Source organism: Citrobacter sp. CK195 (genome assembly GCF_030333365.1).
Taxonomy (GTDB): domain Bacteria; phylum Pseudomonadota; class Gammaproteobacteria; order Enterobacterales; family Enterobacteriaceae; genus Citrobacter_B; species Citrobacter_B koseri.
The window spans coordinates 169,452-194,409 of record NZ_JAOWGB010000024.1 but is presented as its reverse complement, the minus strand read 5'-3'; the positions used below and the strand labels follow the sequence as shown (position 1 = coordinate 194,409).

Genomic DNA, 24,958 nt, shown 5'->3' with positions numbered 1-24,958 from the left:
CAAGCAAAGAAATCCCCAGCAGCACAGATAACTATGTGACTGGGGTTTCACAGCGCAGCCAACAAAGAGGCAGGTTGAAGAATGAAGTGTAATCAGTTAGGGCACTTATAAACCTGACCGTTCATTTCACTGGCGGTCGGGACAAAGCTGGACAACATTCCCTGCGTTGGGCTGCTGACGCCATAAATCACATTTCCGCCCATTGCCGCAGCCTGGTTACGCAGGTCGTTCGCTGCACCACGCATGGAGCCGCCCTCTTCACCGTGCTGACCAGAAAGCCAGTTGCTTTGCTTACCGGTCGCAGTGCCGATCAACTGGCACTCTGCGCCAGGCTTGTCTTCCACAAAACGCACACTTTGCCCGGCAGCGGTCAGTTGGTTGCTGGAGCTACAACCCGCCATCAGCAGCGCAGCACCGACGATCCCTGCTAAATATTTTACGTGCATGTTATTCCCCATAATCAATGAGCTGGACGCCACTCACGTCGTCCATGTCTGAATCTTATACTAAAAAGATGACCAAAAGAAAAACCCCCGAACATTTCTGCCCGGGGGTTTCTAAATTCTGGGAGATGAGCACCCAAATCATTCTGGTTGCAGGGAGGCGGCCAGTTTGTTAATCCCCAGAAGCTTACTCAAGTAAGTGACTGGGGTTAGCAAACGCAACCAACGCACCTGCGGCCTGAAGGATGCAGGGTGTGGGCAATTACATCATGCCGCCCATTCCACCCATACCGCCCATGCCGCCGGCTGCGCCTAAGTCAGGAGCATCGCCTTTCGGCAGGTCAGTTACCATGCACTCGGTAGTGATCATCAGACCAGCCACAGATGCCGCGTACTGCAAAGCAGAACGGGTTACTTTGGTCGGGTCCAGGATACCCATATCGATCATGTTGCCGTATTCTTCGGTTGCTGCGTTGTAACCGTAGTTGCCGTCGCCGCTTTTAACGGTGTTAGCCACAACAGACGGTTCTTCGCCGCAGTTCAGCACGATCTGACGCAGCGGGGATTCCATTGCGCGCAGCGCAACTTTGATACCCACGTTCTGGTCTTCGTTCTGGCCTTTGAGTTCCGCAATTTTAGACGCGACGCGAATCAGCGCAACGCCACCACCGGCAACCACGCCTTCTTCAACCGCAGCACGGGTCGCGTGCAGGGCATCTTCAACGCGTGCTTTTTTCTCTTTCATTTCAACTTCGGTCGCAGCGCCAACTTTGATAACCGCAACACCGCCTGCCAGTTTCGCTACGCGCTCTTGCAGTTTTTCACGGTCGTAATCGGAAGTGGCTTCTTCGATCTGCTGACGGATCTGAGTGACACGGCCCTGGATCGCAGACTCTTCACCCACGCCATCAATGATGGTGGTGGTGTCTTTGTTGATCACAACGCGTTTTGCCTGACCCAGGTCTTCCAGGGTAGATTTTTCCAGCTCCATACCGATCTCTTCAGAGATAACGGTACCACCGGTCAGGGTTGCGATATCTTGCAGCATTGCTTTACGACGGTCACCGAAGCCCGGCGCTTTAACCGCCGCCACTTTCACGATGCCGCGCATGGTGTTAACCACCAGCGTAGCCAGCGCTTCGCCTTCCACATCTTCAGCGATGATCAGCAGCGGTTTGCCTGCTTTCGCAACGGCTTCCAGAACCGGCAGCATTTCGCGGATGTTAGAGATTTTCTTATCAGCCAGCAGGATGAACGGGCTTTCCAGTTCTACTGCGCCAGTTTCCGGCTTGTTGATGAAGTAAGGAGACAGGTAGCCACGGTCGAACTGCATACCTTCAACCACGTCCAGCTCATCCTGCAAACCAGTACCGTCTTCAACGGTGATCACGCCTTCTTTACCGACTTTGTCCATCGCTTCAGCGATCAGTTTACCTACGGTTTCGTCGGAGTTAGCGGAGATAGTACCAACCTGAGCAATGGCTTTAGAATCAGAGCACGGTACGGACAGGGTTTTCAGTTCTTCAACCGCAGCAGCAACCGCTTTGTCGATACCACGTTTCAGATCCATCGGGTTCATGCCCGCAGCAACGGCTTTCAGACCTTCAGTGATGATGGACTGAGCCAGTACGGTCGCGGTGGTGGTGCCGTCGCCTGCCGCGTCGTTCGCTTTAGAGGCAACTTCTTTCACCATCTGCGCGCCCATGTTTTCGAACTTGTCTTCCAGCTCGATTTCACGCGCTACGGAAACACCATCTTTAGTGATGGTCGGCGCACCGAAAGATTTATCCAGAACCACGTTACGGCCTTTCGGACCGAGGGTCACTTTCACTGCGTCTGCCAGTACGTTTACGCCGCGCAGCATTTTCACACGAGCGTCGTTACCGAATTTTACGTCTTTAGCTGCCATTTTCTCTTTCCCTTAAATTCGTATGTTCAGTGTCGTTCGCGGATTACGCTTCAACAATTGCCAGAATGTCGCTTTCAGACATGATCAACACTTCTTCATTGTCGATCTTCTCAGATTTCACACCATAGCCATCGTTGAAAATAACGATGTCGCCAACCTTAACGTCCAGCGGCTGCACAGTACCGTTATCCAGGATGCGACCCTTACCGACAGCGATGATTTCGCCACGCGTTGATTTACCCGCTGCGGAACCGGTCAGAACAATGCCGCCAGCAGATTTGGATTCAACTTCTTTACGTTTGACGATCACACGATCATGTAACGGACGAATACTCATTGATAGCTCTCCTTTGAGAAAGTCTTTATCAGTTATGGGTGACGCCGGCCCGTGAACGGTTTCCCGGCTAGTGACCAGAGAGATGGGGATGGGTTTTTGCCCCTTCAAGGGGGCAGATGAAAAAAAATTCTTATCAGCAGAAAATCGCGCGAAAACGGTAGGTCACCTCACATTTCATAACGATTTAAGGCGGCCCGTCATAAGTAAATCCGATTGTGTTACCATCGAAAATCTGCGCAGTTGCCCAAAAATTGGGCGTAACCGGATAGTGACTCATGAGTGGACTAAAACAAGAGCTGGGACTGGCTCAGGGCGTGGGCCTGTTGTCGACATCACTGTTAGGAACCGGTGTCTTTGCCGTCCCGGCGCTGGCCGCGCTGGTGGCGGGCAATAACAGCCTGTGGGCCTGGCCTGCGCTCATCGTTTTAGTCTTTCCTGTGGCGATTGTTTTTGCCATCCTGGGGCGTCATTTCCCCAGTGCGGGCGGCGTGGCGCATTTTGTCGGGATGGCGTTTGGTTCGCGAATGGCGCGCGTCACCGGATGGCTGTTCCTGTCGGTCATCCCCGTCGGCCTGCCGGCGGCGCTGCATATCGCCGCCGGATTCGGTCAGGCGATGTTTGGCTGGCACGGCTGGCAGCTTTTACTGGCGGAATTCGGCACGCTGGCGCTGGTGTGGTTCATTGGCTCTCGCGGCGCCAGTTCCAGCGCCAACCTGCAAACGATCATTGCCGGGCTGATTGTGGCGCTGATTGTCGCCATCTGGTGGGCGGGCGATCTCAAGCCGAACCAAATTCCATTCCCTGCCCCTGCGGATATTGAGCTGCCCGCCCTGTTCGCCGCGCTGTCGGTTATGTTCTGGTGCTTTGTCGGCCTTGAAGCGTTCGCCCATCTGGCATCGGAATTTAAAAACCCTGAACGCGATTTCCCGCGCGCGCTGATGATCGGCCTGCTGCTGGCCGGCTCCGTTTATTGGGCGTGTACGGTGGCGGTTCTGCATTTTGACGCCTACGGCGCGCAAATGGCGGCGGCAGCGTCGCTCCCTGACATCGTCGTGCGATTGTTTGGCGTACAGGCGCTGTGGGTCGCCTGCATTATTGGTTATCTGGCCTGCTTCGCCAGCCTGAATATCTATATCCAGAGTTTCGCCCGCCTTGTCTGGTCACAGGCGCAGGACAGGCCAGACCATTACCTGGCGCGCCTTTCTGCCCGCCGCGTTCCCCGCAATGCGCTGAACGCCGTACTGGGCTGTTGCGTACTCAGCACATTGTGCATTTACATCCTTGAGATCAATCTCGACGCGCTGATCGTCTATGCCAACGGCATTTTCATTATGATCTACTTGCTGTGCATGCTGGCCGGGTGTCGGTTGCTGGCAGGACGCTATCGCGCGCTGGCGGTGACTGGCGCTCTGCTGTGTCTGTTATTGCTGGCAATGGTGGGATGGAAGTGTCTGTACGCGCTGATTATGCTGACGGCGCTGTGGCTGTTTTTACCCCGCAGGTTGGCTAAGCGTCAGCATTCGTAGACCCGGTAAGCATAGCGCCACCGGGCATTTATGCCGGATGGCGCCGCTGAGACGGTTTATCCGGCCTACGGTTCAACGTTTGATTTAATCCTTGCGGTCGTCTTTATGATCTAAACGGTCACGCTCGTCATCTTTACGCTGAAACTCACCGTCAAACGTCTCGCCGCCGCCCGTTCCGGCGCTAAAACCACCGCCGGGCATACGGGAAAAACGCAAATGCGGCAGCAACTTCATGGTCAGGTGTTTCTGCACGGGCGGCAATAAAAGAAGCAGCCCCAGGAAGTCGGTGAAGAAGCCGGGCAGCACCAGCAGCAGGCCCGCGATGATCAGCGACACGCTCTTGATCATCTCCGCCGCCGGACTTTCGCCAGCCGCCATTTTCTGCTGCATCAACAAAAAGTTCTTGAAACCCTGGTTTCGCACCAGCGACATACCAATGACCGAGGTGAAAATCACCAGGATCAGCGTCATCAGGACACCCAGCACATGGGCGACCTGGATAAAAATAGAAATCTCAATGTAAACATAGAGAAAGATGGCAATAAACGGTATCCAGCGCAAAGGACTCTCCTGTAAATGACAGCCGTTTTCATCACGTCTGTCTGATATGGGTGCGCGATTCGCATGCGTCAGATGTTGAGACGGTTAGCAAAATTTCAAGCTGTTTGTACACTTATTTTTAGTGGTAATCCCAAAGCGGTGACCTATTTCACAAAATAATAAATAAGGGGTAACTTCCCACACTTTAAGTGATCCAGGTTACGGTAGAAATCCTGAAGCAGAATATGATCTCGAGTATCAGACCGATGCAGGGGATAATCGTCGGTCAGGAAACATTCGAAACCACATATATCCTGTGTGTTTATGTAATTATTGGCAGCTTGAAAAAGAAGGTTCACATGTTAAACAACATTCGTATCGAAGAAGATTTGTTGGGTACCAGGGAAGTTCCAGCGGATGCCTACTATGGTGTTCACACTCTGAGAGCGATTGAAAACTTCTACATTAGCAATAACAAAATCAGCGATATCCCTGAATTTGTACGCGGTATGGTAATGGTGAAAAAGGCAGCGGCCCTGGCCAACAAAGAGCTGCAAACCATCCCTAAAAGTGTGGCCAACGCCATCATTGCCGCATGTGATGAAGTCCTGAATAACGGCAAATGCATGGACCAGTTCCCGGTAGACGTTTACCAGGGCGGTGCAGGTACTTCCGTCAACATGAACACCAACGAAGTGCTGGCCAATATCGGGCTGGAACTGATGGGTCATCAGAAAGGTGAATATCAGTACCTGAACCCGAACGACCATGTGAATAAATGTCAGTCCACCAACGACGCCTATCCGACCGGTTTCCGTGTTGCCGTTTACGCGTCTATCGTCAAACTCATTGATGCAATCAATCAGTTGCGTGAAGGCTTCGAGCGTAAAGCCGTTGAGTTCCAGGACATCCTGAAAATGGGTCGTACCCAGTTGCAGGATGCTGTACCGATGACCCTCGGCCAGGAATTCCGCGCTTTCAGCGTACTGCTGAAAGAAGAAGTGAAAAGCATTGAACGTACTGCTGAGCTGCTGCTGGAAGTTAACCTCGGCGCGACGGCAATCGGTACTGGCCTGAACACCCCGAAAGAATACTCTCCGCTGGCGGTGCAGAAACTGGCTGAAGTCACTGGCTTTGCCTGCGTACCGGCAGAAGACCTGATTGAAGCAACGTCCGACTGCGGCGCTTATGTCATGGTACACAGCGCGCTGAAACGTCTGGCTGTGAAGATGTCTAAAATCTGTAACGACCTGCGTTTGCTCTCCTCAGGCCCACGCGCGGGTCTGAACGAGATCAACCTGCCGGAACTACAGGCGGGCTCTTCTATCATGCCAGCGAAAGTAAACCCGGTAGTACCAGAAGTTGTTAACCAGGTATGCTTCAAAGTCATCGGTAACGACACCACCGTAACGATGGCAGCCGAAGCAGGCCAGTTGCAGCTGAACGTAATGGAGCCGGTTATCGGCCAGGCGATGTTCGAATCTATCCACATTCTGAGCAATGCCTGCTACAACCTGCTGGAAAAATGCATTAACGGCATTACCGCAAACAAAGAAGTGTGCGAAGGATACGTTTATAACTCCATCGGCATCGTCACCTACCTCAACCCGTTCATCGGCCACCACAACGGCGACATCGTTGGTAAGATTTGCGCCGAGACCGGTAAGAGCGTCCGTGAAGTGGTGCTGGAGCGCGGCCTGTTGACTGAAGCAGAGCTGGACGATATTTTCTCCGCACAGAACCTGATGCACCCGGCTTACAAAGCAAAACGTTATACTGATGAAAGCGAACAGTAATCGTACAGGGTAGTAACACAGGAGGCACGTCAGATGACGTGCCTTTTTTCTTGTCATAAGTTACCAAATAACAACAATTTAATATCAACTTGTTAAACAACAAGGAAGGCTAATATGATAGTTTTAGAACTTATCATCGTTTTGCTGGCAATCTTTTTGGGTGCCAGACTTGGGGGCATCGGTATTGGATTTGCAGGTGGGCTTGGCGTTCTGGTTCTTGCAGCCATCGGCGTTAAACCAGGGAATATCCCGTTCGATGTTATTTCCATCATCATGGCGGTTATCGCTGCCATCTCCGCAATGCAGGTTGCGGGCGGTCTGGACTATCTGGTTAACCAGACGGAAAAACTGCTGCGCAAAAACCCGAAATACATCACGATCCTCGCACCGATCGTCACTTATTTCCTGACTATCTTTGCCGGTACTGGCAACATCTCTCTGGCAACCCTGCCGGTTATCGCTGAAGTGGCGAAGGAGCCAGGCATCAAACCTTGTCGCCCGCTCTCCACGGCGGTGGTTTCCGCACAGATTGCGATCACCGCATCGCCTATCTCTGCGGCGGTTGTGTACATGTCTTCCGTCATGGAAGGTCATGGCATCAGCTATATTCACCTGTTGTCCGTGGTGATTCCGTCCACTCTGCTGGCGGTACTGGTGATGTCCTTCCTGGTCACAATGCTGTTTAACTCTAAACTTTCTGACGACCCGGTTTACCGCAAACGTCTGGAAGAAGGGCTGATCGAGCTGCGCGGCGAAAAGCAAATTGAAATCAAACCGATGGCAAAAACCTCGGTCTGGCTGTTCCTGCTGGGCGTTGTCTGCGTCGTGGTTTATGCCATCGTCAACAGTCCAAGCCTCGGCCTGGTCGCAACACCGCTGATGAACACCACCAACGCGATTCTGATCATCATGCTGAGCGTCGCGACGCTGACGACCATCGTCTGCCGTGTCGAAACGGACTCCATCCTGAACTCCAGTACCTTTAAAGCGGGTATGAGCGCCTGTATCTGTATTCTGGGCGTAGCATGGTTGGGCGATACTTTCGTTTCTCACAACATCGACTGGATCAAAGACACTGCGGGTAGCGTGATTCAGGGCCATCCGTGGCTGCTGGCCGTCATCTTCTTCTTTGCTTCCGCTCTGCTGTACTCTCAGGCAGCCACTGCGAAAGCATTGATGCCAATGGCGCTGGCGCTGAACGTCTCTCCGCTGACCGCTGTCGCGTCTTTCGCTGCGGTTTCCGGCCTGTTCATTCTGCCGACCTACCCAACGCTGGTTGCTGCGGTTCAGATGGATGACACCGGTACAACCCGTATCGGTAAATTCGTCTTTAACCACCCGTTCTTTATCCCAGGTACGCTGGGTGTTGCCCTTGCCGTTTGCTTCGGCTTCCTGCTGGGCAGCGTCATGCTGTAAGTTCTCCTCGCGGGGCGTATACGCGCCCCGCTTTCTTACCTCCGCTTTGACTAACATCCCGCCGCCTTCCGTTGTATAGTGACCACACTCTTGCTGCTCTTTCTGTTCTTTCGAGGTGTTTATGCTTGATGATAATAGTCAGGATATCTCCATCCCCGAGGCCGTCGTGGTGCTCTGTACCGCGCCGGATGAAGCAACAGCCCAGGATCTGGCCGCTAAGGTGCTGGCGGAAAAACTAGCCGCCTGCGCCACGTTACTGCCGGGCGCGACATCCTTGTATTACTGGGAGGGCAAACTGGAGCAGGAATACGAAGTGCAGATGATTTTAAAAACCACTGTTTCGCACCAGCAAGCGCTTCTTGAATGCCTGAAGTCTCACCACCCGTATCAAACGCCTGAACTTCTGGTTTTACCCGTCACTCACGGAGACACTGATTACCTCTCATGGCTCAACGCATCCTTACGCTGATCCTGCTGCTGTGTAGCACATCCGCCTTCGCCGGATTATTTGACGCACCAGGCCGCTCGCAGTTTGTCCCTGCCGATCAGGCTTTTTCCTTTGATTTTCAGCAGAATCAACATGACCTGAACCTCTCCTGGCAGGTGAAAGACGGCTACTATCTTTACCGCAAACAGATAAGCATCACCCCATCTCAGGCCGAAATTGCCGAAGTCCGGCTCCCTGCGGGCGTCTGGCATGAAGATGAGTTTTATGGCAAAAGCGAAATCTACCGCAAGCGCTTAAACATTCCGCTCATCGTTAACCAGGCCGCATCCGGCGCGACGTTAACCGTGACGTATCAGGGCTGTGCTGACGCAGGCTTCTGCTATCCACCGGAAACCAAAACCGTGCCGTTAAGCGAAGTGAGCGCCAGCACGGTGGCTAAATCCACGCCGTCGCCGGTCGCGGCGCAAACGGAAGAGACGCCGCAACCTGCCGCCCGGCTGCCTTTCTCCGCGCTGTGGGCATTGCTGATTGGCATCGGGATCGCCTTCACGCCCTGCGTCCTGCCGATGTATCCGCTGATTTCCGGCATTGTACTCGGCGGTAAACAACGCCTCTCAACCGGACGCGCGCTGCTGCTGACCTTTATCTACGTACAGGGTATGGCGCTCACCTACACCGCGCTGGGGCTGGTTGTGGCCGCTGCCGGGCTACAGTTCCAGGCGGCGCTTCAGCACCCTTATGTGCTAATCGGCCTTGCGCTGGTCTTCACGCTGCTGGCGCTGTCAATGTTCGGACTGTTCACGCTACAACTGCCTTCTTCATTGCAAACGCGCCTCACGTTGATGAGTAACCGGCAGCAGGGCGGCTCTCCTGGCGGCGTATTTGTCATGGGCGCGATTGCCGGGCTTATCTGCTCGCCATGCACCACCGCGCCGCTGAGCGCCATTTTGCTGTACATCGCCCAGAGCGGGAACATGTGGCTTGGCGGTGGAACGCTGTATCTCTACGCGCTGGGCATGGGGCTGCCGCTGATTCTGGTCACCGTGTTTGGCAACCGTCTGCTACCGAAAAGCGGCCCGTGGATGGAGCACGTCAAAACCGCTTTTGGCTTTGTGATCCTCGCGCTACCGGTCTTTTTGCTGGAGCGGGTAATCGGCGACGAGTGGGGGCTGCGTCTGTGGTCGCTGCTGGGCGTCGCCTTCTTCGGCTGGGCGTTTATTACCAGCCTGCACGCCAGACGCGGCGGGATGCGCATTGTGCAAATCATCCTGCTGGCGGCGGCGCTGGTCAGCGTACGCCCGTTACAGGACTGGGCGTTTGGCGCAACAACCGCCCAGACGCAGGCGCACCTGAACTTCAAGCCGATTACGACAGTCGATGCGTTAAATCAGGCGCTGGCAGAAGCAAAAGGAAAGCCGGTAATGCTGGATCTCTACGCCGACTGGTGCGTCGCCTGTAAAGAGTTTGAGAAGTACACCTTCAGCGATCCGCAGGTTCAGCAGACGCTGGGCGACACCGTGCTGCTACAGGCTAATGTCACCGCCAACAATGCGCAGGATGTCGCCTTACTCAGACACCTGAATGTACTGGGTTTACCGACAATCCTGTTTTTTGATGTGCAAGGCCATGAGCACCCGAATGCGCGAGTGACGGGCTTTATGGATGCGACGACCTTTAGCGCACATTTGCGCGATCGCCAACCGTGAGCGACACTTTCTGTGGGAAAGACGGAGGAGAATACCGTGCAACGTGAAGATGTCCTGGGAGAAGCACTGAAATTACTTGAGGTTCAAGGGATAGCAAACACCACGCTTGAGATGGTGGCAGAACGCATTGATTATCCGCTTGATGAGTTACAGCGCTTCTGGCCCGATAAAGAGGCTATTCTGTACGACGCCCTGCGTTATCTGAGTCAACAGGTAGACATCTGGCGTCGCCAGCTTTTGCTTGATGAAACCCTTACCGCAGAACAAAAACTGCTGGCGCGCTATAACGCGCTTTCGGAGTGCGTGAGCAACAACCGCTACCCCGGTTGTCTGTTTATTGCCGCCTGTACATTTTATCCCGATCCTGCCCACCCTATTCACCAACTGGCCGATCAGCAAAAACGGGCGGCGCATGACTTCACCCACGAATTGCTGACAACGCTCGAAATTGACGACCCGGCGATGGTGGCGAAACAGATGGAACTGGTGCTGGAAGGTTGCCTCAGCCGAATGCTGGTCAATCGCAGCCAGGCTGATGTGGATACCGCTCACCGTCTGGCGGAGGATATACTGCGCTTTGCCCGCTGCCGTCAGGGCGGCGCGTTGACGTAATTAGAGCCAATTTTGCGCTTTTTGCGTGAAAAGCAGGCAGTCAGCTGTCTTTTGTCATTTTTTTCATGGAAAGCCGTTGACGCCTGCGCCCCTTTACGGTTTAATGCGCCCCGTTGCCCGGATAGCTCAGTCGGTAGAGCAGGGGATTGAAAATCCCCGTGTCCTTGGTTCGATTCCGAGTCCGGGCACCACTATTTAAAGAACCCAGCCTATGGCTGGGTTTTTGCTTTCTGGCGTTCCGGTAGATTTCTGGTCATTGCAGGACGTTATTTGCTTGCTGGATTTCTCGCCATTTTCTTAGATGTTCGTTGCATTTAAAGACATATATACCCTCTGACAAGCCTATCTCTTACTTCCAGCTACGGTTCTTTTCATTTCTAACTGTTCATAATGATGCAAAAGCACGAGGAAAACGGGGGAATCTGACAACATACGCCCTCCACTAGTCATATGGGGATCTTCACAAGTCCGTCCACCCGCAACATACACTTCTTTCCCTTTCACTTCTTACCATTACCAGAATCCCCCACCATAAAATGATTTATCAGTAGTAATACTACTTGAGCTGAACGTATTGCATTATTAAACCTGAGTGTCCGCTCTGAGCGAGGAGCGGAAGTTCATAATTCCTTTAGACAATCCTCCAGGGAGGTTATGATAAAAATATACAGCCACAAAGGGAGTGGACATGACATTGTTTGAGGAATGTAAGGAGTTGCTCAAGGCAGATTTTGATGTTGTGGAAGGGGATGATTTGAGTATGGTAATGGATATTTTTCATCAATATCCATGGCATAGCGGTAATCTCATATGGTCAGAAATGGATTTCAGCGATTATGAACTCACTCATGATATGTTTAATGGGAGCGGCTTAGGCAATGAAACTGTATTTGTCATAGCGGATGATGCCGATGTGCCCGTGTTCAGAACCCATCTACAACTCATTGTCGATAATATCTACGATGTCATCGCCATATCACCTAACCTATTTATTTTTAACGATAAGATAATGATTACGCCTTTATTCCCTCATAATTTTATACGGTTGGGTCTGCGAAAGTGATGAGCAGAAATACTGACCTGCTCCCCGTTGATCAACTCAGACTGTTGTTAGCAACGTCTCCTCCTGGCACAGAGCTGCCTGTCAGATTAGATTAAACTCTGTATTGTGACAAAGCCAGATCAAGTCTGAGCTAATACATATGAAGAGTGTATACAGGCTTCGCACCGCAGCAAACCGTTCTGACTTAATGGTAGATATCAAAGCGAGAAAGATTGAAAAACATATACAAACTGAAGAAAACCTGCAACCCCGGTAAAAATGAACTGTGTGAAAGAGTGAAATAGCCTCTTGAAATAACAATACACCGCACACGCCGAAAAAAATAAGTCCATTAAGAATAATATATTTATGTAGAATCTTATGTGGTTCATTCACCTTATCTTTTCGCCATTCAATTACCCTTAAGTTAAATTAATCATATTACCATATGATAACTACAGCGATAGTCCCGTCATTACTGATATGTAATTCATCTACGAGATCAAAAAACAAATTAGTTCTGCATATGACTAATTATTCATTTGTGACTCTACATAAATTTAAGAACATATCATTATTTTTAACTACACCTGGTTATTTCCTGAAGAAAAAGCTATTATTCGGCAGATTTTAATCCATTAGAAGAGAGTCAGGTATAAGCGGAATGTCGGCAAAATAAAGGATAACAGGTGATATGAAAAATAATAATGGACTAGAGAAACGCAGGTTTATGACACAAAATGAAATCAATTTAATTCTTAATGCTGTTAGTACAGGAACCTATGCAGTGCGTAATCGCTGTCTGGTTTTGCTGTGTTTTATTCATGGGTTAAGGGCAAGCGAAATATGTCGTCTGCGTATCTCAGATATTGACCTTAAGGATAAATGTATACATATTTACCGATTAAAAAAAGGATTCTCAACTACCCATCCCTTACTGGAAGAGGAAATTCGTTCGATAAAGTCCTGGCTGAAAATTCGCCTTACAAGCCAACATTCAGAAACTGAATGGTTGTTTTTATCACGTAAAGGCAATCCCCTTTCCAGACAGCAATTTTATCAGATAATCGCCAGGGCCGGGAAGAAAGCAAAACTTGCAATTTGTGCCCACCCGCATATGCTTCGCCATTCCTGTGGATTTGCTCTGGCAAATATGGGGATAGATACCCGCTTGATTCAGGATTACCTTGGCCATCGCAATATTCGTCATACTGTCTGGTATACTGCCAGTAACGCTGGGCGTTTTTATGGCATCTGGAATAAAACAAAAAACAGAGATGTCTGTAGCAGACTGTAAGGAAAGAAAAATATAGACAGTAAATAAGTCTGAATAAAGCTATGTGCCATGGATGGCACTGTAATAGTCGCATTAGCTGTATGGTTATCTATTTTATGTTTCTACACTATATCCTGTGTTATTTTTTCTGGCCAGTATAATTGACACCTCTGACATGGTCTGAATAGTTATTCCCCCGCTGAATACGTTTTTCCCCTCTGAGAATATACGGAATAGTCTTCTTGTGATGTCTGATGAAATCTTTAGAATGAAGTCGCCCACTGACATGGGGCTTTGTGAGCTTCATAGAATAAAATGGGATAGTGGTCAATATGTGCAATTAATAATACATCCCTAGCTTTAGCTATCAGTTATTCGTATCACTGGAGCTGACTCTTTATCATTCTGATACCAGGAGAAATATTATGAACCGACGCCGTTTTCTTACTGCCAGAGAAGTTCAGGCCATGATGAAAGCCGTACGTCATGGCCAGACAGGAGAGCGAGATTATTGTCTTATCCTGCTGGCCTTTCGTCATGGAATGCGTATAAGTGAACTACTGAACCTGCATTACCGGGATTTTGATCTTTATGAAGGTCGGATCAATATCCGCCGACTGAAAAATGGTTTTTCTACTATTCATCCCCTCATGCCGGACGAGTGTGAAGCCATTGAATGCTGGAGCCGGGTTCGTGCGAGCTGGAAAGGAGCGCAGAAAATAAACGCGGTGTTTATTTCCCGTAAAGGCTCACAACTTTCCCGCCAGCAGGCATACCGTATAATACGTTCTGCTGGCCAAAAGGCCGGAACCAGCACCACCACACATCCGCATATGCTGCGACATGCATGTGGTTATGAACTTGCTGAAAGAGGTACAGATACACGTCTAATCCAGGATTACCTTGGTCACCGAAATATTCGCCACACCGTACGTTATACAGCCAGTAATGCCGCCCGGTTTGCAGGATTATGGGAAAGGGTAAATCCGCTAGAGGAAAAGCTACTAAAACAGAAGATCAAAAATGATGAACTATATAGTTCATTGATAACTAAGGAAAAATAAGACATTGAACAAGTCAATTGGGACCAAACTGTCTATATCGTAGAGGAATTTTGTAATTTTCTGCAACCTGTAAGTCCATTTTTTTTGCGAAAAAAAAATATCCAACTGATTTAAAATTGTTTTTTTACTCACATTTTTTTACGTTTCATACATCCTCACCTTTTTTCCGCACCTTTTCTCCGCACGTCGAGTTCTGCTTTCCACTTGTCTTGTTGATATAACTCACGATCACCTCAGATATATTCATCTATAGAAAACCAAAAAATAAGAATTAAATTCCAGAACAACGCATAAAAAAACGAAATTAAGAAATTTATTGCGACGAGTCAAAATGGTCCCAATTGACTCATCAGTTGGGTAAAAACTGCGCAAGATCGGCAGTCGAACTATTCGGCTTAAACCTGAAATGCCAGGAAGGTACAACGACTGCCAGTTTCGGTTCGTAATATCGACATTGTTTAAAGGAAAACCGCATGAAAATCAAAACACTGGCAATCGTTGTTCTGTCAGCACTGTCCCTGAGCTCCACAGCAGCCCTGGCCGACACCACCACGGTAAACGGCGGCACCGTGCATTTTAAAGGGGAAATCGTTAACGCCGCTTGTGCAGTTGATGCCGGTTCTATCGATCAGACAGTTCAGTTAGGCCAGGTTCGTTCCGCCAAACTCGCTGCTGAAGGCAACACCAGCTCCGCTGTGGGTTTCAACATTCAACTGGATGATTGCGACACGACCGTTGCGACCCAAGCTTCCGTTGCGTTCACAGGTACTGCTGTTAATGGCGCCAACCCTACCGTTCTGGCGCTACAGAGTTCCGCATCAGGCGGCGCGACTAACGTCGGCGTACAGATCCTCGACAAAACTGGCACCGCTCTGGGGCTGGATGGCGCGACCTTCAGCAGCGCTACCACGCTGAATGACGGTACTAACATCATTCCTTTCCAGGCTCGTTACTACGCAACTGGCGCAGCAACTGCCGGTACTGCGAACGCAGACGCAACCTTCAAAGTGCAATACCAGTAATTCAAACGTCTGACAGGGAAGCATTCCGGGCCAGGATGGCCCGTTATCCATAACAGGACAGGGGTGATAACGATGCAAGGAGTGAGATCAGGTCTGCTGATATTTCTGTTTCCGTCGCTGGCACTGGCTGGCAATCACTGGAACGTGACGTTGCCCGGGGGAAACATGCGTTTCCAGGGGGTCATTATTGCCGAATCCTGCCGCGTTGAAGCAGGAGATCAACAGATGACGGTCAATATGGGGCAGATCAGCAGTAATCGGTTTCATTCGTCAGGGGAAGATGCCAACCCCGTGCCATTCGATATTCATCTACAGGATTGCAGCACTGCCGTGAGTCAGCACGTAGGCGTGTCATTTCGCGGAGTTGCCGACGGCAAAAACCCGGAGGTGCTTTCAGTTGGCGAAGGGCCGGGGATAGCAACCGGCGTAGGCATCGCTTTATTTGATAAAGACAATCAATTGATTCCACTCAACAGCCCGCCGGGCGCCTGGACGCAGTTGTATAGCGGCCCCACCACGCTTCATTTCGTGGCGAAGTATCGGGCGACCGGGAAGCAGGTCACCGGGGGAGCCGCCAATGCTCAAATCTGGTTCTCTCTGACCTATCAGTAATTAGCCAGCAGGTATGCCGGAAACAGGAAACAACGGTGAGTACGAAAGGGGAAAATGTGAAAAAAACACTGGAGATGACACGCGGCTTACTGGCGGGCTTTTTGATGCTCGCCGCAAGCGGTTTTTCCACCAGCGCTGAAGCAGGCGTGGCGCTGGGCGCAACCCGGGTTATCTATCCGGCTGGACAAAAACAGGTTCAGTTGGCGGTGACCAATAACGACAATAACAGTACCTATCTGATTCAGTCATGGGTTGAAAACGCCGATGGCGGCAAAGATGGTCGTTTTGTCATCACCCCTCCGCTGTTTGCGATGCAAGGTAAAAAAGAGAATACCTTGCGCATTATTGATGCCACTAACAACCAGTTACCGCAGGACCGGGAAAGCCTGTTCTGGGTAAACGTAAAAGCCATTCCTTCGATGGATAAATCAAAGCTCAGCGATAACACCTTACAACTGGCGATTATCAGCCGCATCAAACTCTACTACCGCCCAACGAAACTGGCTCTGCCACCGGATCAGGCGGCGGAAAAACTGACCTTTAACCGTGACGGTTCATCGCTGACGCTCAACAACCCGACGCCGTATTACCTGACGGTGACCGAACTCAATGCCGGCACGCGCGTGCTGGAAAATGCGCTGGTGCCGCCAATGGGTAAAACCTCGGTCAAGTTGCCACCTGATGCCGGTAGCAACATTACCTACCGGACGATTAATGACTATGGCGCACTGACCCCGCAAATGAAGGGCGTTCTGCGTTAACACAGGGGCCGTCCACCAACAGGACTCCCCCGCACATTACAATTAAGAACTGACAGCCGGGCGACTTCGGACCGGAGGGACTATGTCACATCTCAAATACGGACTGGACCGTTTGGGTTCCCAACGCGCCCGGCGCAAAGCATTCTCTATTTTTGTCCTTGCGCAGATACCATTGGCGCTTTGCCTCGCGGGTTTCGCGCGGGCAGATCTCTATTTTAACCCCCGTTTCCTGGCCGACGATCCCTCGGCCGTTGCGGATCTCTCTGGGTTTGAAAACGGGCAAGAGGTGCCGCCTGGCGCCTATCGCGTGGATATCTATCTGAACGATGGCTTTATAACTACCCGCGACGTCACGTTTAACGCTGGCGCAAACGGTCATCGACTGGAACCGTGCCTGACCCGCAGCCAGCTCGCTGGTATGGGGGTAAGCACGTCGGCCATCACCGGTATGGATACGCTGGCGTCCGACGCCTGCGTACCGTTGACGGAAATGGTCAAAGATGCCACCACCCGCTTCGATGTCAGCCAACAGCGCCTGTACCTGAGTGTCCCGCAGGCTTTCATGGGCAATCGCGCGCGCGGTTATATTCCACCGGAACTCTGGGATGACGGGATTAACGCCGGTTTGCTGAACTATAACTTTACCGGCAACAACGTACATAACGATGCCAGCGACAGCAGCAATTACGCGTATTTAAACCTGCAAAGCGGCCTCAACCTTGGCGCCTGGCGTCTGCGTGATAACACCATCTGGAGCTACAGCAGTGGCGGTAGCGCGTCCAGTAATGAGAATAAGTGGCAGCATGTGAACAGCTGGCTGGAGCGCGATATTACCCCCCTGCGCGCCCGCCTGACGCTTGGCGACAGCTACACCAACGGCGATATCTTCGACGGGATTAACTTCCGTGGCGCCCAGTTAGCCTCTGACGACAATATGCTGCCGGATAGCCAGAAAGGCTTTGCGCCGGTCATCCACGGCATTGCGCGCGGCACGGCGCAGGTCTCGATCAAACAAAACGGCTATGAAATCTACCAGAGCACGGTGCCGCCGGGCCCCTTCACAATTAACGATCTCTACGCCGCAGGCAACGGCGGCGATCTCCAGGTCACCATCAAAGAGGCCGATGGCACAAGCCAGGTCTTCAGCGTGCCGTGGTCTACTGTGCCAATGTTACAGCGTGAAGGACACACCCGTTATGCAGTGACCGCTGGTGAATACCGCAGCGGCAACGACCAGCAGGAAAAACCAAAGTTCTTCCAGAGCACCCTCCTGCACGGGCTCCCGGCAGGCTGGACGCTGTATGGCGGCACCCAACTGGCCGACAACTATCGCGCCTTCAATTTAGGGGTCGGTAAGAACATGGGCGAGTTCGGCGCGGTTTCGCTGGATGCAACTCAGGCCAACGCCACCCTGCCTGACGACAGCTCTCACCAGGGGCAATCGATACGCTTCCTTTATAACAAGTCGCTCTATGAGACCGGCACCAACGTCCAACTGGTGGGATACCGTTATTCCACCCAGGGCTATTACAGCTTTGCCGACACCACTTACCGCAGGATGAGTGGCTATGACGTTGAAACCCAGGATGGCGTGATTCAGGTCAAGCCCAAATTCACCGACTACTACAACCTTGCTTATAACAAGCGGGGCAAGGTTCAGATGAGCATAACGCAGCAGTTGGGACGCACTGCCACACTGTACGTGAATGGCAGCCGTCAAACCTACTGGTCAACCAACAAGGCCGACGAACAGCTACAGCTGGGGTTAAATGCCGCCGTTGACGATATCAACTGGACGCTGAGCTACAGCCTGACCAAAAACGCCTGGCAACAGGGCCGCGACCAGATGTTAGCGTTCAACGTCAATATTCCGTTTAGCCACTGGCTGCGTTCCGACAGCAAATCCGTCTGGCGGCACGCAAGCGCCAGCTACAGCATGTCGCACGACCTGGATGGCCGGATGACTAACCTGGCCGGTCTTTACGGCACGCTGCTGGAAGACAATAACCTGAGCTACAGCATGCAAACCGGTTATGCCAGCGGTGGCGAAGGCAACAATGGCGGAACCGGCTACGCGGCGATGAACTATCGCGGCGGCTACGGCAACGCTAACGTGGGCTACAGCCACAGCGATGGATTTAAACAGCTGTACTACGGGATGAGCGGCGGTGTACTTGCCCATGCCAACGGCATCACCTTAAGCCAGCCATTAAATGACACGGTAGTGCTGATTAAAGCGCCTGGCGCCGGAGACGTGAAAGTCGAGAACCAGACCGGCGTACGTACCGACTGGCGCGGTTATGCCGTCATGCCGTACGCCACTGAGTACAGGGAAAACCGCGTCGCGCTGGATACCAACACCCTGGCGGATAACGTCGATCTCGATGATGCGGTGGTCAGCGTCGTGCCGACCCACGGCGCCATCGTCCGCGCCGAATTTAAAGCCCACGTCGGGGTAAAAATCCTGATGACGCTGACGCACAACGGCAAACCCGTGCCATTCGGCGCTATGGTCACCTCCGGCGATAACCAGAGCGGCAGCATCGTGGCAGATAACGGCCAGGTCTACCTGAGCGGCATGCCGCTGGCGGGAAGCGTTCAGGTGAAATGGGGCGAAGGCCCGGGGGCTAACTGCATGGCCCGGTATCGCCTGCCGGAAGAGAGCCAGAAACATGTGCTGAGCCAGCTCTTTGCAGAGTGCCGTTAAGGAAGGAATGATGATGAAAAAACCACTGTATTTCCTCGGCGCTGTGCTGACGCTGGCCTGCGTCAATGTCTTCGCCGCCGACAGCACGATTACGATTAGCGGCTACGTCCGCGACAATGCCTGCGCTGTCGCGGGAGAGTCAAAAGATTTTACCGTTGACCTGATGAATAACGCTGCCAAACAGTTTAATGCGGTGGGGGCGACAACCCCGCTCGTCCCATTCCGTATTGTCCTCTCTCCCTGCGGTAACTCGGTTACGGCAGTCAAAGTCGGCTTTACCGGCACGGAGGATAGCAGCAACACCAGTCTATTGAAGATCGATAGCGGTGCCTCGGCAGCCGCAGGCATGGGCGTGCAGATCCTCAATAACCAACAGACGATGCTGCCGCTCAACGCCGCGTCATCATCCATCGCGTGGACCACGCTCACGCCTGGGCAGACCAACATCCTCAACTTTTATGCACGCCTGATGGCTACGCAGATTCCGGTCACCGCCGGGCACGTCAATGCCACAGCAACATTCACGCTTGAATTTCAGTAACCGGAGGCTGAGATGAAACGCAACTATGTAGGGTGGCTTCTGGCAAGCGTACTGACAGCGGCCTCTTCAGGGCTTCAGGCCGCTGATATCACGATTACCGTCAACGGGAAGGTGGTGGCGAAGCCGTGCACGGTGTCTACCACCAATGCCACCGTTGACCTCGGCGACCTGTATACCTTCAGCCTGGTAACCGCAGGTTCGGCTTCCGCCTGGCACAGTACCGCGCTGGAACTCACTAACTGTCCGATCGGCACCTCCCGGGTCATCGCAACCTTTAGCGGAACCGCAGACAGCACCGGTTATTACAAAAACCAGGGGACCGCCGGCAATATTCAGCTCGAATTGCAGGATGACGCAGGCACCACGTTAAACAATGGCGCCACGAAATCCGTTCAGGTGGATGACTCAACGCAGTCCACCCGCTTTCCGTTACAGGTCAGAGCGTTAACGGTCAACGGCGGCGCCACCCAGGGAACTATTCAGGCGGTGATTAGCGTCACCTATACCTACGCCTGAGTCAGGAGAGTTTGTCATGAAAAAAATCATCGCGCTATTCACCACACTGCTGCTGATGGGGTGGTCGCTGGATGCTGCGGCATTCACCTGTAAAGTCAATGATACCGGGCAGACCATGACCTCAGGGTCAGCGAATGTCTATGTAAACCTGACGCCATCTGTTGGAGTGGGTCAAAACCTGGTCGTAGATTTATCCTCTTCAGTTTCCTGTAAAAACGACTCCTCCGGCGGCTCTATCATTGACTACATCAATTTAACCAGCGGTTCCGCCTTCGGTGGCGCGCTTGCGGCGTTTACGGGGAGCGTTTACTGGGCGGGGAATACGTATCCTTTGCCGATGAACGGTAATTCATCCGTCTATACCATCACTCATACGGATTATCGCGGATTGCCGCTGCGCATGTATCTGACCGCGACCGGAGCAGCGGGAGGCGTCGTCATCAACTCTGGCGAACTCATCGCGCAATTGAATATGCATAAAGTGGCCAGCGACGGAAACCCGAATAATTTCATCTGGAATATTTACGCCAACAATAATGTTGTTGTCCCTACTGGGGGATGCGACGTATCAGCGCGTGATGTCACCGTGACGCTTCCAGACTATCCCGGCTCAATGGCCGTGCCGGTCACTGTCCACTGTGCGCAAAACCAGAACCTCGGCTATTACCTCTCAGGTACGACCGTCGATGCCGCCAACTCTATCTTCAGCAACACCGCGTCCTCCTCAGCGGCGCAGGGTATCGGCGTTCAGATGACCCGATACGGTAGTGTTGTTCCCGCTAACAACACCGTAGCACTGGGCACGGTCGGCACATCGCCGGTAAATCTTGGCTTAACCGCGACCTACGCGCGCACCAGCGGCCAGGTCACGGCGGGCAACGTACAGTCGATCATCGGGGTGACATTTGTTTACCAGTAACCCTCCCTCCCCGCTGGAGAAAACAAGGGTGGACTATATCCTGTCTCCCTGTTCAATGGCGGCGGAAGGACTCGCCAGAATGATGACCTGCGGTCAACGGCGACCGGTGCTGCTGCAACACCAGACGCAGGAGCGCCTTTCGCTACAGCTAACATCCGAGGTCGGAAGGATCGTCGTTTTTCTCCCTGACGATCCTTACTGGCTGCTGTTTATTCTTAAGGAAGCCGCCTTCCTGCTTGCTGAGGCAGAAACACCGCTGCCCATGCTGATCCTTAGCCGTAGTCCATCCGCCTGGCTATGGCAAACGCTGCTCTACCATGTTCCTGATAAACGGCAACTTACCGCCGTCCGGGCGGTCGCCTCCGACCTTCCTGGGAAACAACTGTCAGCGCTGCTACAGGGGGACTTCCTGCAATACCCGAAACTCCAGCAATTGTCCTTTTTAGACGCGCAGATACAGGGCAAACCGGCAGCAGGGTTAAGTAAAACGGAATTGAGCGCCACCCTCTCTCTTCTGTACGGGTACAGCATCAACACACAGGCGAAGATCCGCGGTGTGAGCCAGAAAACACTTTATAATCAAAGAACGTCAGGACTAAAAAAGATGGTGGCGTCTCACCCGCATCTGATTACCCGCTTTCCTGGAAGCCAGAGCAAGACTCACAACAAGCAGCTCATCGCCGCGCTATCTCCCTTTGAGCGCGAATTTATCCATGCCATTCATAGCCAACAGGTATTCCCGGTATTTCAACCCATAACCGACGGCCACCTGCGGTTGCAGGGGGTTGAAATCCTTTCCCGCTGGAGAAGAGGCGACAACGTATTGCTTCCCGGCGAATTTCTGCCGCAGATCCACGCCGAATACGCCTGGCTTCTGCTCACGGCCTTTGTGCTACAAATAGCAATCCAGAACATTAACCAACACCAGGGTAAGTTCTGGTTCTCAATAAATATTCCACCCTGCATCGCCAACCACGAAAACCTGCTGCGGATGATGGAAACGGCGCGCCAGCAGCTACAGCAGCCGCAATGGTCGGGTCGATTAGTGCTGGAATTTGCAGAAACGGTCGATCTGCATCAGCAAGGAAGAACAGCAGAAAATATGGACAAAATCCAACGGCAAGGCTTTCGCATCTTCCTTGATGACTGCTTTTCACACAGCAGCGTAATGTTTCCCGTCAGGACAATCCGCTTTAGCGGCTACAAGCTGGATATGAGTATCGTGAATGATTTTCAACGCGATCCACATGCACTGGCGCTGATAAAGAGCCTGCTCTACTACTGCCAGTTGACGCAGAGCCGCTGTATTGCCGAAGGCGTCGATAGTCTGGAGAAATTCAATCAGTTGAAAGCGCTGGGAGTTGACCGCTTTCAGGGCTATCTTTTCTCGCCGCCCATCACTCACGATCGTCTGCCGGAGATAATCCAGCAATTTTTACCGAAACATCCCGCACCTCGCTGAACGTACGCTGTGCCTTACTGGTTTCATAGAGCGCCGCATGACAGGGGATAACTTTTCTGAGACCGACGTGTTCCACGGTCCGGCGAAGGGCTAACCCCATCATGCTGCGCGTTTCGTTATACCGCTTTTCAGAGTTTGAAGCTGCCGACCACTTTTTCAAGCATCTCGGTTTGCGATTCCATTGACTGGGCCGCTGCGGCAACCTCTTCTACCAGCGCCGCATTCTGCTGGGTCGCGCTATCAAGCTGAGTAATGGCGATATTAATCTGCTCAATTCCACGACTTTGCTCATCGCTTGAGGAGCTGATCTCAGAGATTAAAACGCTCACGTCTTCAACCTTCTCCATTAAGCCGTCCATTGTCGTACCCGCCTGGCGAACCAGACCGCTACCTTGCTCAATACTGCTGACCGATTCTTCAATGAGCTTCTTAATTTCCTGCGCAGACTGGGCGCTTCGCTGCGCAAGAGAACGCACCTCACCGGCAACGACGGCAAAACCACGGCCATTTTCACCGGCCCGCGCCGCTTCAACCGCCGCGTTCAGCGCCAGAATATTGGTCTGGAACGCGATGCCATCAATTACGCTGATGATTTCCACCACTTTTGAGGATGAATCATTGATATTGCTCATTGTGGCAACCACGTCATTGACCACTGAAGCTCCCGCTTTCGCCGCGTCGGAAGCCTGTGTCGCCAGCCTGTTCGCCTGCAACGCATTCTCCGCATTTTGCCGTACGGTGCTGGTGAGTTGCTCCATCGACGCCGCCGTTTCAACAATGGAAGCGGACTGTTCTTCCGTACGGGAGGAGAGATCCAGGTTTCCTCCTGCGATCTGCCGCGAAGCGGAAGAAATTGCCGAGGAGCTGTGCCCAACCTGCTGCATCAAATCCTGAAGGAACGCGATGAATTTATTAAAGTTATTGATGATGGCATTAAATTCCGGGCTTTTACTTTCCACAAGCCGTTGCGTGAGATCGGCGCCGCCGCCGGATAGCGCCTCTATGTTCCTGTTCAGCAGCGTCACATTCCTGAAAATGTTGCGCACAATCAGCATCAGGACAAGAACAATGATAAGGCCGATCACCGTCTGCACGAGCGTGAGTGTTGTCAGTATCGCATTAGACTGGCGCACCAGGTTGCTGCTGGGCGTATCAATCACCAGATACCACGGGCTGCCTTCTATCGACAAAACAAACAGCGAATGGGCGCCGTCTTCGCCGTCATAGCCGCCCTCATATTCCGCTTTTTGCCCCTGGCTCAGCAGATTGAGCAGCGGTAAAGCTGACGGAATATTCAAATCGCGCACATTCATCAATGCGGTATTGCCTTGAGTCGGCGCGCCGTTCCCAACAATTTTGCCATCAGACTCAACAATTAATACGGTTCCCTCGACCGCCTTCCCCATCTCTTTTGCCAGTTGGTTAAAAAAGCCCAACGTCACATCGATAGTGGCGACACCCCAGGCCTTTCCCTCTTTCCAGATTGTCATCGCGCAGTTGGTTCTCGGCTGCGGGCTGGCCGAATCCTGGTAGGCTTTGGCCCATGCACACTCACCTTTTGGCGCAGCCATACCGTCTTTATACCACGGCTGTTCCCAGTATTTTTCTGACTCCGGCTGGTTCCAGACCGTATTAAGCTGGAGCACGCCACCGGCATCGCGCGCATAAAAAGTGCTGAATTTGTCGCGGCCCGGCTCGCGCAGCCCGGGTAATGGCCAGATGCCGCCGCCAAAAACGTTCAGATCGCCATACTGATTCACAAACAGCGGCAAGAGCGCGTCAATTTGATCGCTCTGAAGCCCGGAAACCAGTTCGGTGATCGTGCGCTGCTGCGCTTTAACGCGGTTCATTTGCTCTTTTATCGCGTCACTTTGCAGCTCGACCGTGGCTCTTATATTTCTGGTTTCCGTTGCAATAATCTGCGGAGAGACGAATTGTTTGATAACAACAAACGTAACCAACAGTAATATAACAAAAAAACTTATAAGCAGGAGTGTCACTCGGGCTTGAGTTGTTTTCCACATCATGGGGTAGGGTCTCGATCGGTTTGGATAAGTGTTATAACGACATTTATCCGCAATTCTTTACTTATTTCGATCGCTCTGAATAAGGTTTTCCCCACATAAAATAAAAACAGCATTTTAATTAACAGCCGTCCATCTGACCTTGTATAAGGCCGCACATCCGCTTTCAAAAATAATTAAATACATATCATGAAGTTGCACAATCCACGCAATGCATCGCAGGCTAATGAAGTTTTATTTTTCAACTTATGATGTCAGTTTTATTCCTTACCTTTATTT

The 24,958-nt window shown here is 52.1% G+C and carries 22 protein-coding genes and 1 tRNA gene; 18 read left to right on the top strand and 5 right to left on the bottom strand.

All coding sequences use genetic code 11. The features are described 5' to 3' along the window. Window positions 1–92: 92 nt before the first annotated feature. The 3 genes from OGX93_RS12080 to OGX93_RS12070 all read right to left on the bottom strand — a co-directional run bounded on the left by OGX93_RS12080 (window position 93) and on the right by OGX93_RS12070 (window position 2,689). Window positions 93–446, bottom strand: coding sequence for a DUF4156 domain-containing protein (locus tag OGX93_RS12080; protein ID WP_024130803.1), 354 nt, complete (start codon window positions 444–446; stop codon window positions 93–95). Window positions 447–705: 259 nt separating this feature from the next. After that, window positions 706–2,352 carry a chaperonin GroEL gene (gene groL / locus OGX93_RS12075; protein ID WP_012134466.1) on the bottom strand — a complete coding sequence of 549 codons (1,647 nt, stop codon included), beginning with the start codon at window positions 2,350–2,352 and terminating at the stop codon, window positions 706–708. A 43-nt stretch (window positions 2,353–2,395) separates the two neighbouring features. Beyond that, on the bottom strand, window positions 2,396–2,689 hold the full coding sequence (locus OGX93_RS12070) for a co-chaperone GroES (RefSeq protein ID WP_000027827.1): 294 nt from the start codon (window positions 2,687–2,689) through the stop codon (window positions 2,396–2,398). A gap of 275 nt (window positions 2,690–2,964) precedes the next feature. On the opposite strand from OGX93_RS12070, the gene yjeH reads away from it, so the two are divergent. Then, the gene (yjeH, locus tag OGX93_RS12065; RefSeq protein WP_115609729.1) at window positions 2,965–4,215 is read left to right on the top strand and encodes an L-methionine/branched-chain amino acid transporter; all 1,251 of its coding nucleotides are present in this window, start codon (window positions 2,965–2,967) and stop codon (window positions 4,213–4,215) included. A gap of 84 nt (window positions 4,216–4,299) precedes the next feature. On the opposite strand, the gene OGX93_RS12060 is transcribed toward yjeH, so the two are convergent. Further along, window positions 4,300–4,776, bottom strand: a complete 477-nt coding sequence (locus OGX93_RS12060) for an FxsA family protein (RefSeq protein WP_012134469.1) — start codon at window positions 4,774–4,776, stop codon at window positions 4,300–4,302. Between the two features lie 338 nt (window positions 4,777–5,114). Between OGX93_RS12060 and aspA the strand changes: the two genes are divergently transcribed. The 17 genes from aspA (at window position 5,115) to OGX93_RS11975 (ending at window position 22,655) form a co-directional block, all read left to right on the top strand. Beyond that, entirely contained in the window at window positions 5,115–6,551 is a 1,437-nt protein-coding gene (gene aspA, locus OGX93_RS12055) for an aspartate ammonia-lyase (protein ID WP_024130804.1), read from the top strand. Window positions 6,552–6,665: 114 nt separating this feature from the next. Continuing rightward, the gene (locus OGX93_RS12050) at window positions 6,666–7,967 is read left to right on the top strand and encodes an anaerobic C4-dicarboxylate transporter (RefSeq protein ID WP_286487806.1); all 1,302 of its coding nucleotides are present in this window, start codon (window positions 6,666–6,668) and stop codon (window positions 7,965–7,967) included. Window positions 7,968–8,088: 121 nt separating this feature from the next. Beyond that, window positions 8,089–8,436 (top strand): divalent cation tolerance protein CutA, encoded by a 348-nt coding sequence (gene cutA / locus OGX93_RS12045; protein ID WP_012134473.1) that lies wholly within the window; start codon window positions 8,089–8,091, stop codon window positions 8,434–8,436. Beyond that, on the top strand, window positions 8,412–10,121 hold the full coding sequence (locus tag OGX93_RS12040; RefSeq protein WP_104867868.1) for a protein-disulfide reductase DsbD: 1,710 nt from the start codon (window positions 8,412–8,414) through the stop codon (window positions 10,119–10,121). The genes cutA and OGX93_RS12040 overlap by 25 nt, the downstream gene beginning before the upstream one ends. Window positions 10,122–10,157: 36 nt before the next feature. Then, window positions 10,158–10,733: a transcriptional regulator gene (locus OGX93_RS12035; RefSeq protein ID WP_024130805.1), complete on the top strand. Its 576-nt coding sequence runs from the start codon at window positions 10,158–10,160 to the stop codon at window positions 10,731–10,733. 115 nt (window positions 10,734–10,848) lie between these two features. Then, window positions 10,849–10,924, top strand: a tRNA-Phe gene (locus tag OGX93_RS12030). A gap of 497 nt (window positions 10,925–11,421) precedes the next feature. Beyond that, window positions 11,422–11,796 (top strand): CDI toxin immunity protein, encoded by a 375-nt coding sequence (locus OGX93_RS12025; protein ID WP_071257308.1) that lies wholly within the window; start codon window positions 11,422–11,424, stop codon window positions 11,794–11,796. A gap of 673 nt (window positions 11,797–12,469) precedes the next feature. Next, window positions 12,470–13,072: a tyrosine-type DNA invertase gene (locus OGX93_RS12020; protein WP_012134478.1), complete on the top strand. Its 603-nt coding sequence runs from the start codon at window positions 12,470–12,472 to the stop codon at window positions 13,070–13,072. Between the two features lie 404 nt (window positions 13,073–13,476). Then, complete coding sequence (locus tag OGX93_RS12015) at window positions 13,477–14,115, top strand: tyrosine-type DNA invertase (protein ID WP_012134479.1); 639 nt, start codon at window positions 13,477–13,479, stop codon at window positions 14,113–14,115. Window positions 14,116–14,588: 473 nt separating this feature from the next. Continuing rightward, window positions 14,589–15,137, top strand: a complete 549-nt coding sequence (gene fimA, locus OGX93_RS12010) for a type 1 fimbrial major subunit FimA (protein ID WP_012134480.1) — start codon at window positions 14,589–14,591, stop codon at window positions 15,135–15,137. Window positions 15,138–15,209: 72 nt separating this feature from the next. Then, window positions 15,210–15,749, top strand: a complete 540-nt coding sequence (fimI, locus tag OGX93_RS12005; protein ID WP_286449926.1) for a type 1 fimbrial minor subunit FimI — start codon at window positions 15,210–15,212, stop codon at window positions 15,747–15,749. 56 nt (window positions 15,750–15,805) lie between these two features. Further along, window positions 15,806–16,510, top strand: coding sequence for a fimbria/pilus periplasmic chaperone (locus OGX93_RS12000; protein ID WP_161799976.1), 705 nt, complete (start codon window positions 15,806–15,808; stop codon window positions 16,508–16,510). A gap of 82 nt (window positions 16,511–16,592) precedes the next feature. After that, window positions 16,593–19,217: a fimbrial biogenesis usher protein gene (locus OGX93_RS11995; RefSeq protein ID WP_115609730.1), complete on the top strand. Its 2,625-nt coding sequence runs from the start codon at window positions 16,593–16,595 to the stop codon at window positions 19,215–19,217. A 10-nt stretch (window positions 19,218–19,227) separates the two neighbouring features. Continuing rightward, window positions 19,228–19,758 carry a type 1 fimbrial adaptor subunit FimF gene (gene fimF, locus OGX93_RS11990; protein WP_047459519.1) on the top strand — a complete coding sequence of 177 codons (531 nt, stop codon included), beginning with the start codon at window positions 19,228–19,230 and terminating at the stop codon, window positions 19,756–19,758. A gap of 12 nt (window positions 19,759–19,770) precedes the next feature. Then, on the top strand, window positions 19,771–20,274 hold the full coding sequence (fimG, locus tag OGX93_RS11985) for a type 1 fimbrial minor subunit FimG (RefSeq protein WP_115615226.1): 504 nt from the start codon (window positions 19,771–19,773) through the stop codon (window positions 20,272–20,274). A 16-nt stretch (window positions 20,275–20,290) separates the two neighbouring features. Continuing rightward, window positions 20,291–21,193, top strand: a complete 903-nt coding sequence (locus OGX93_RS11980) for a fimbrial protein (RefSeq protein ID WP_058668445.1) — start codon at window positions 20,291–20,293, stop codon at window positions 21,191–21,193. Between the two features lie 28 nt (window positions 21,194–21,221). Beyond that, window positions 21,222–22,655: an EAL domain-containing protein gene (locus tag OGX93_RS11975; RefSeq protein ID WP_248622991.1), complete on the top strand. Its 1,434-nt coding sequence runs from the start codon at window positions 21,222–21,224 to the stop codon at window positions 22,653–22,655. Between the two features lie 128 nt (window positions 22,656–22,783). Here OGX93_RS11975 and OGX93_RS11970 read toward each other — a convergent pair whose 3' ends face one another. After that, window positions 22,784–24,682 (bottom strand): methyl-accepting chemotaxis protein, encoded by a 1,899-nt coding sequence (locus OGX93_RS11970; RefSeq protein WP_080750339.1) that lies wholly within the window; start codon window positions 24,680–24,682, stop codon window positions 22,784–22,786. Window positions 24,683–24,958: the final 276 nt, after the last annotated feature.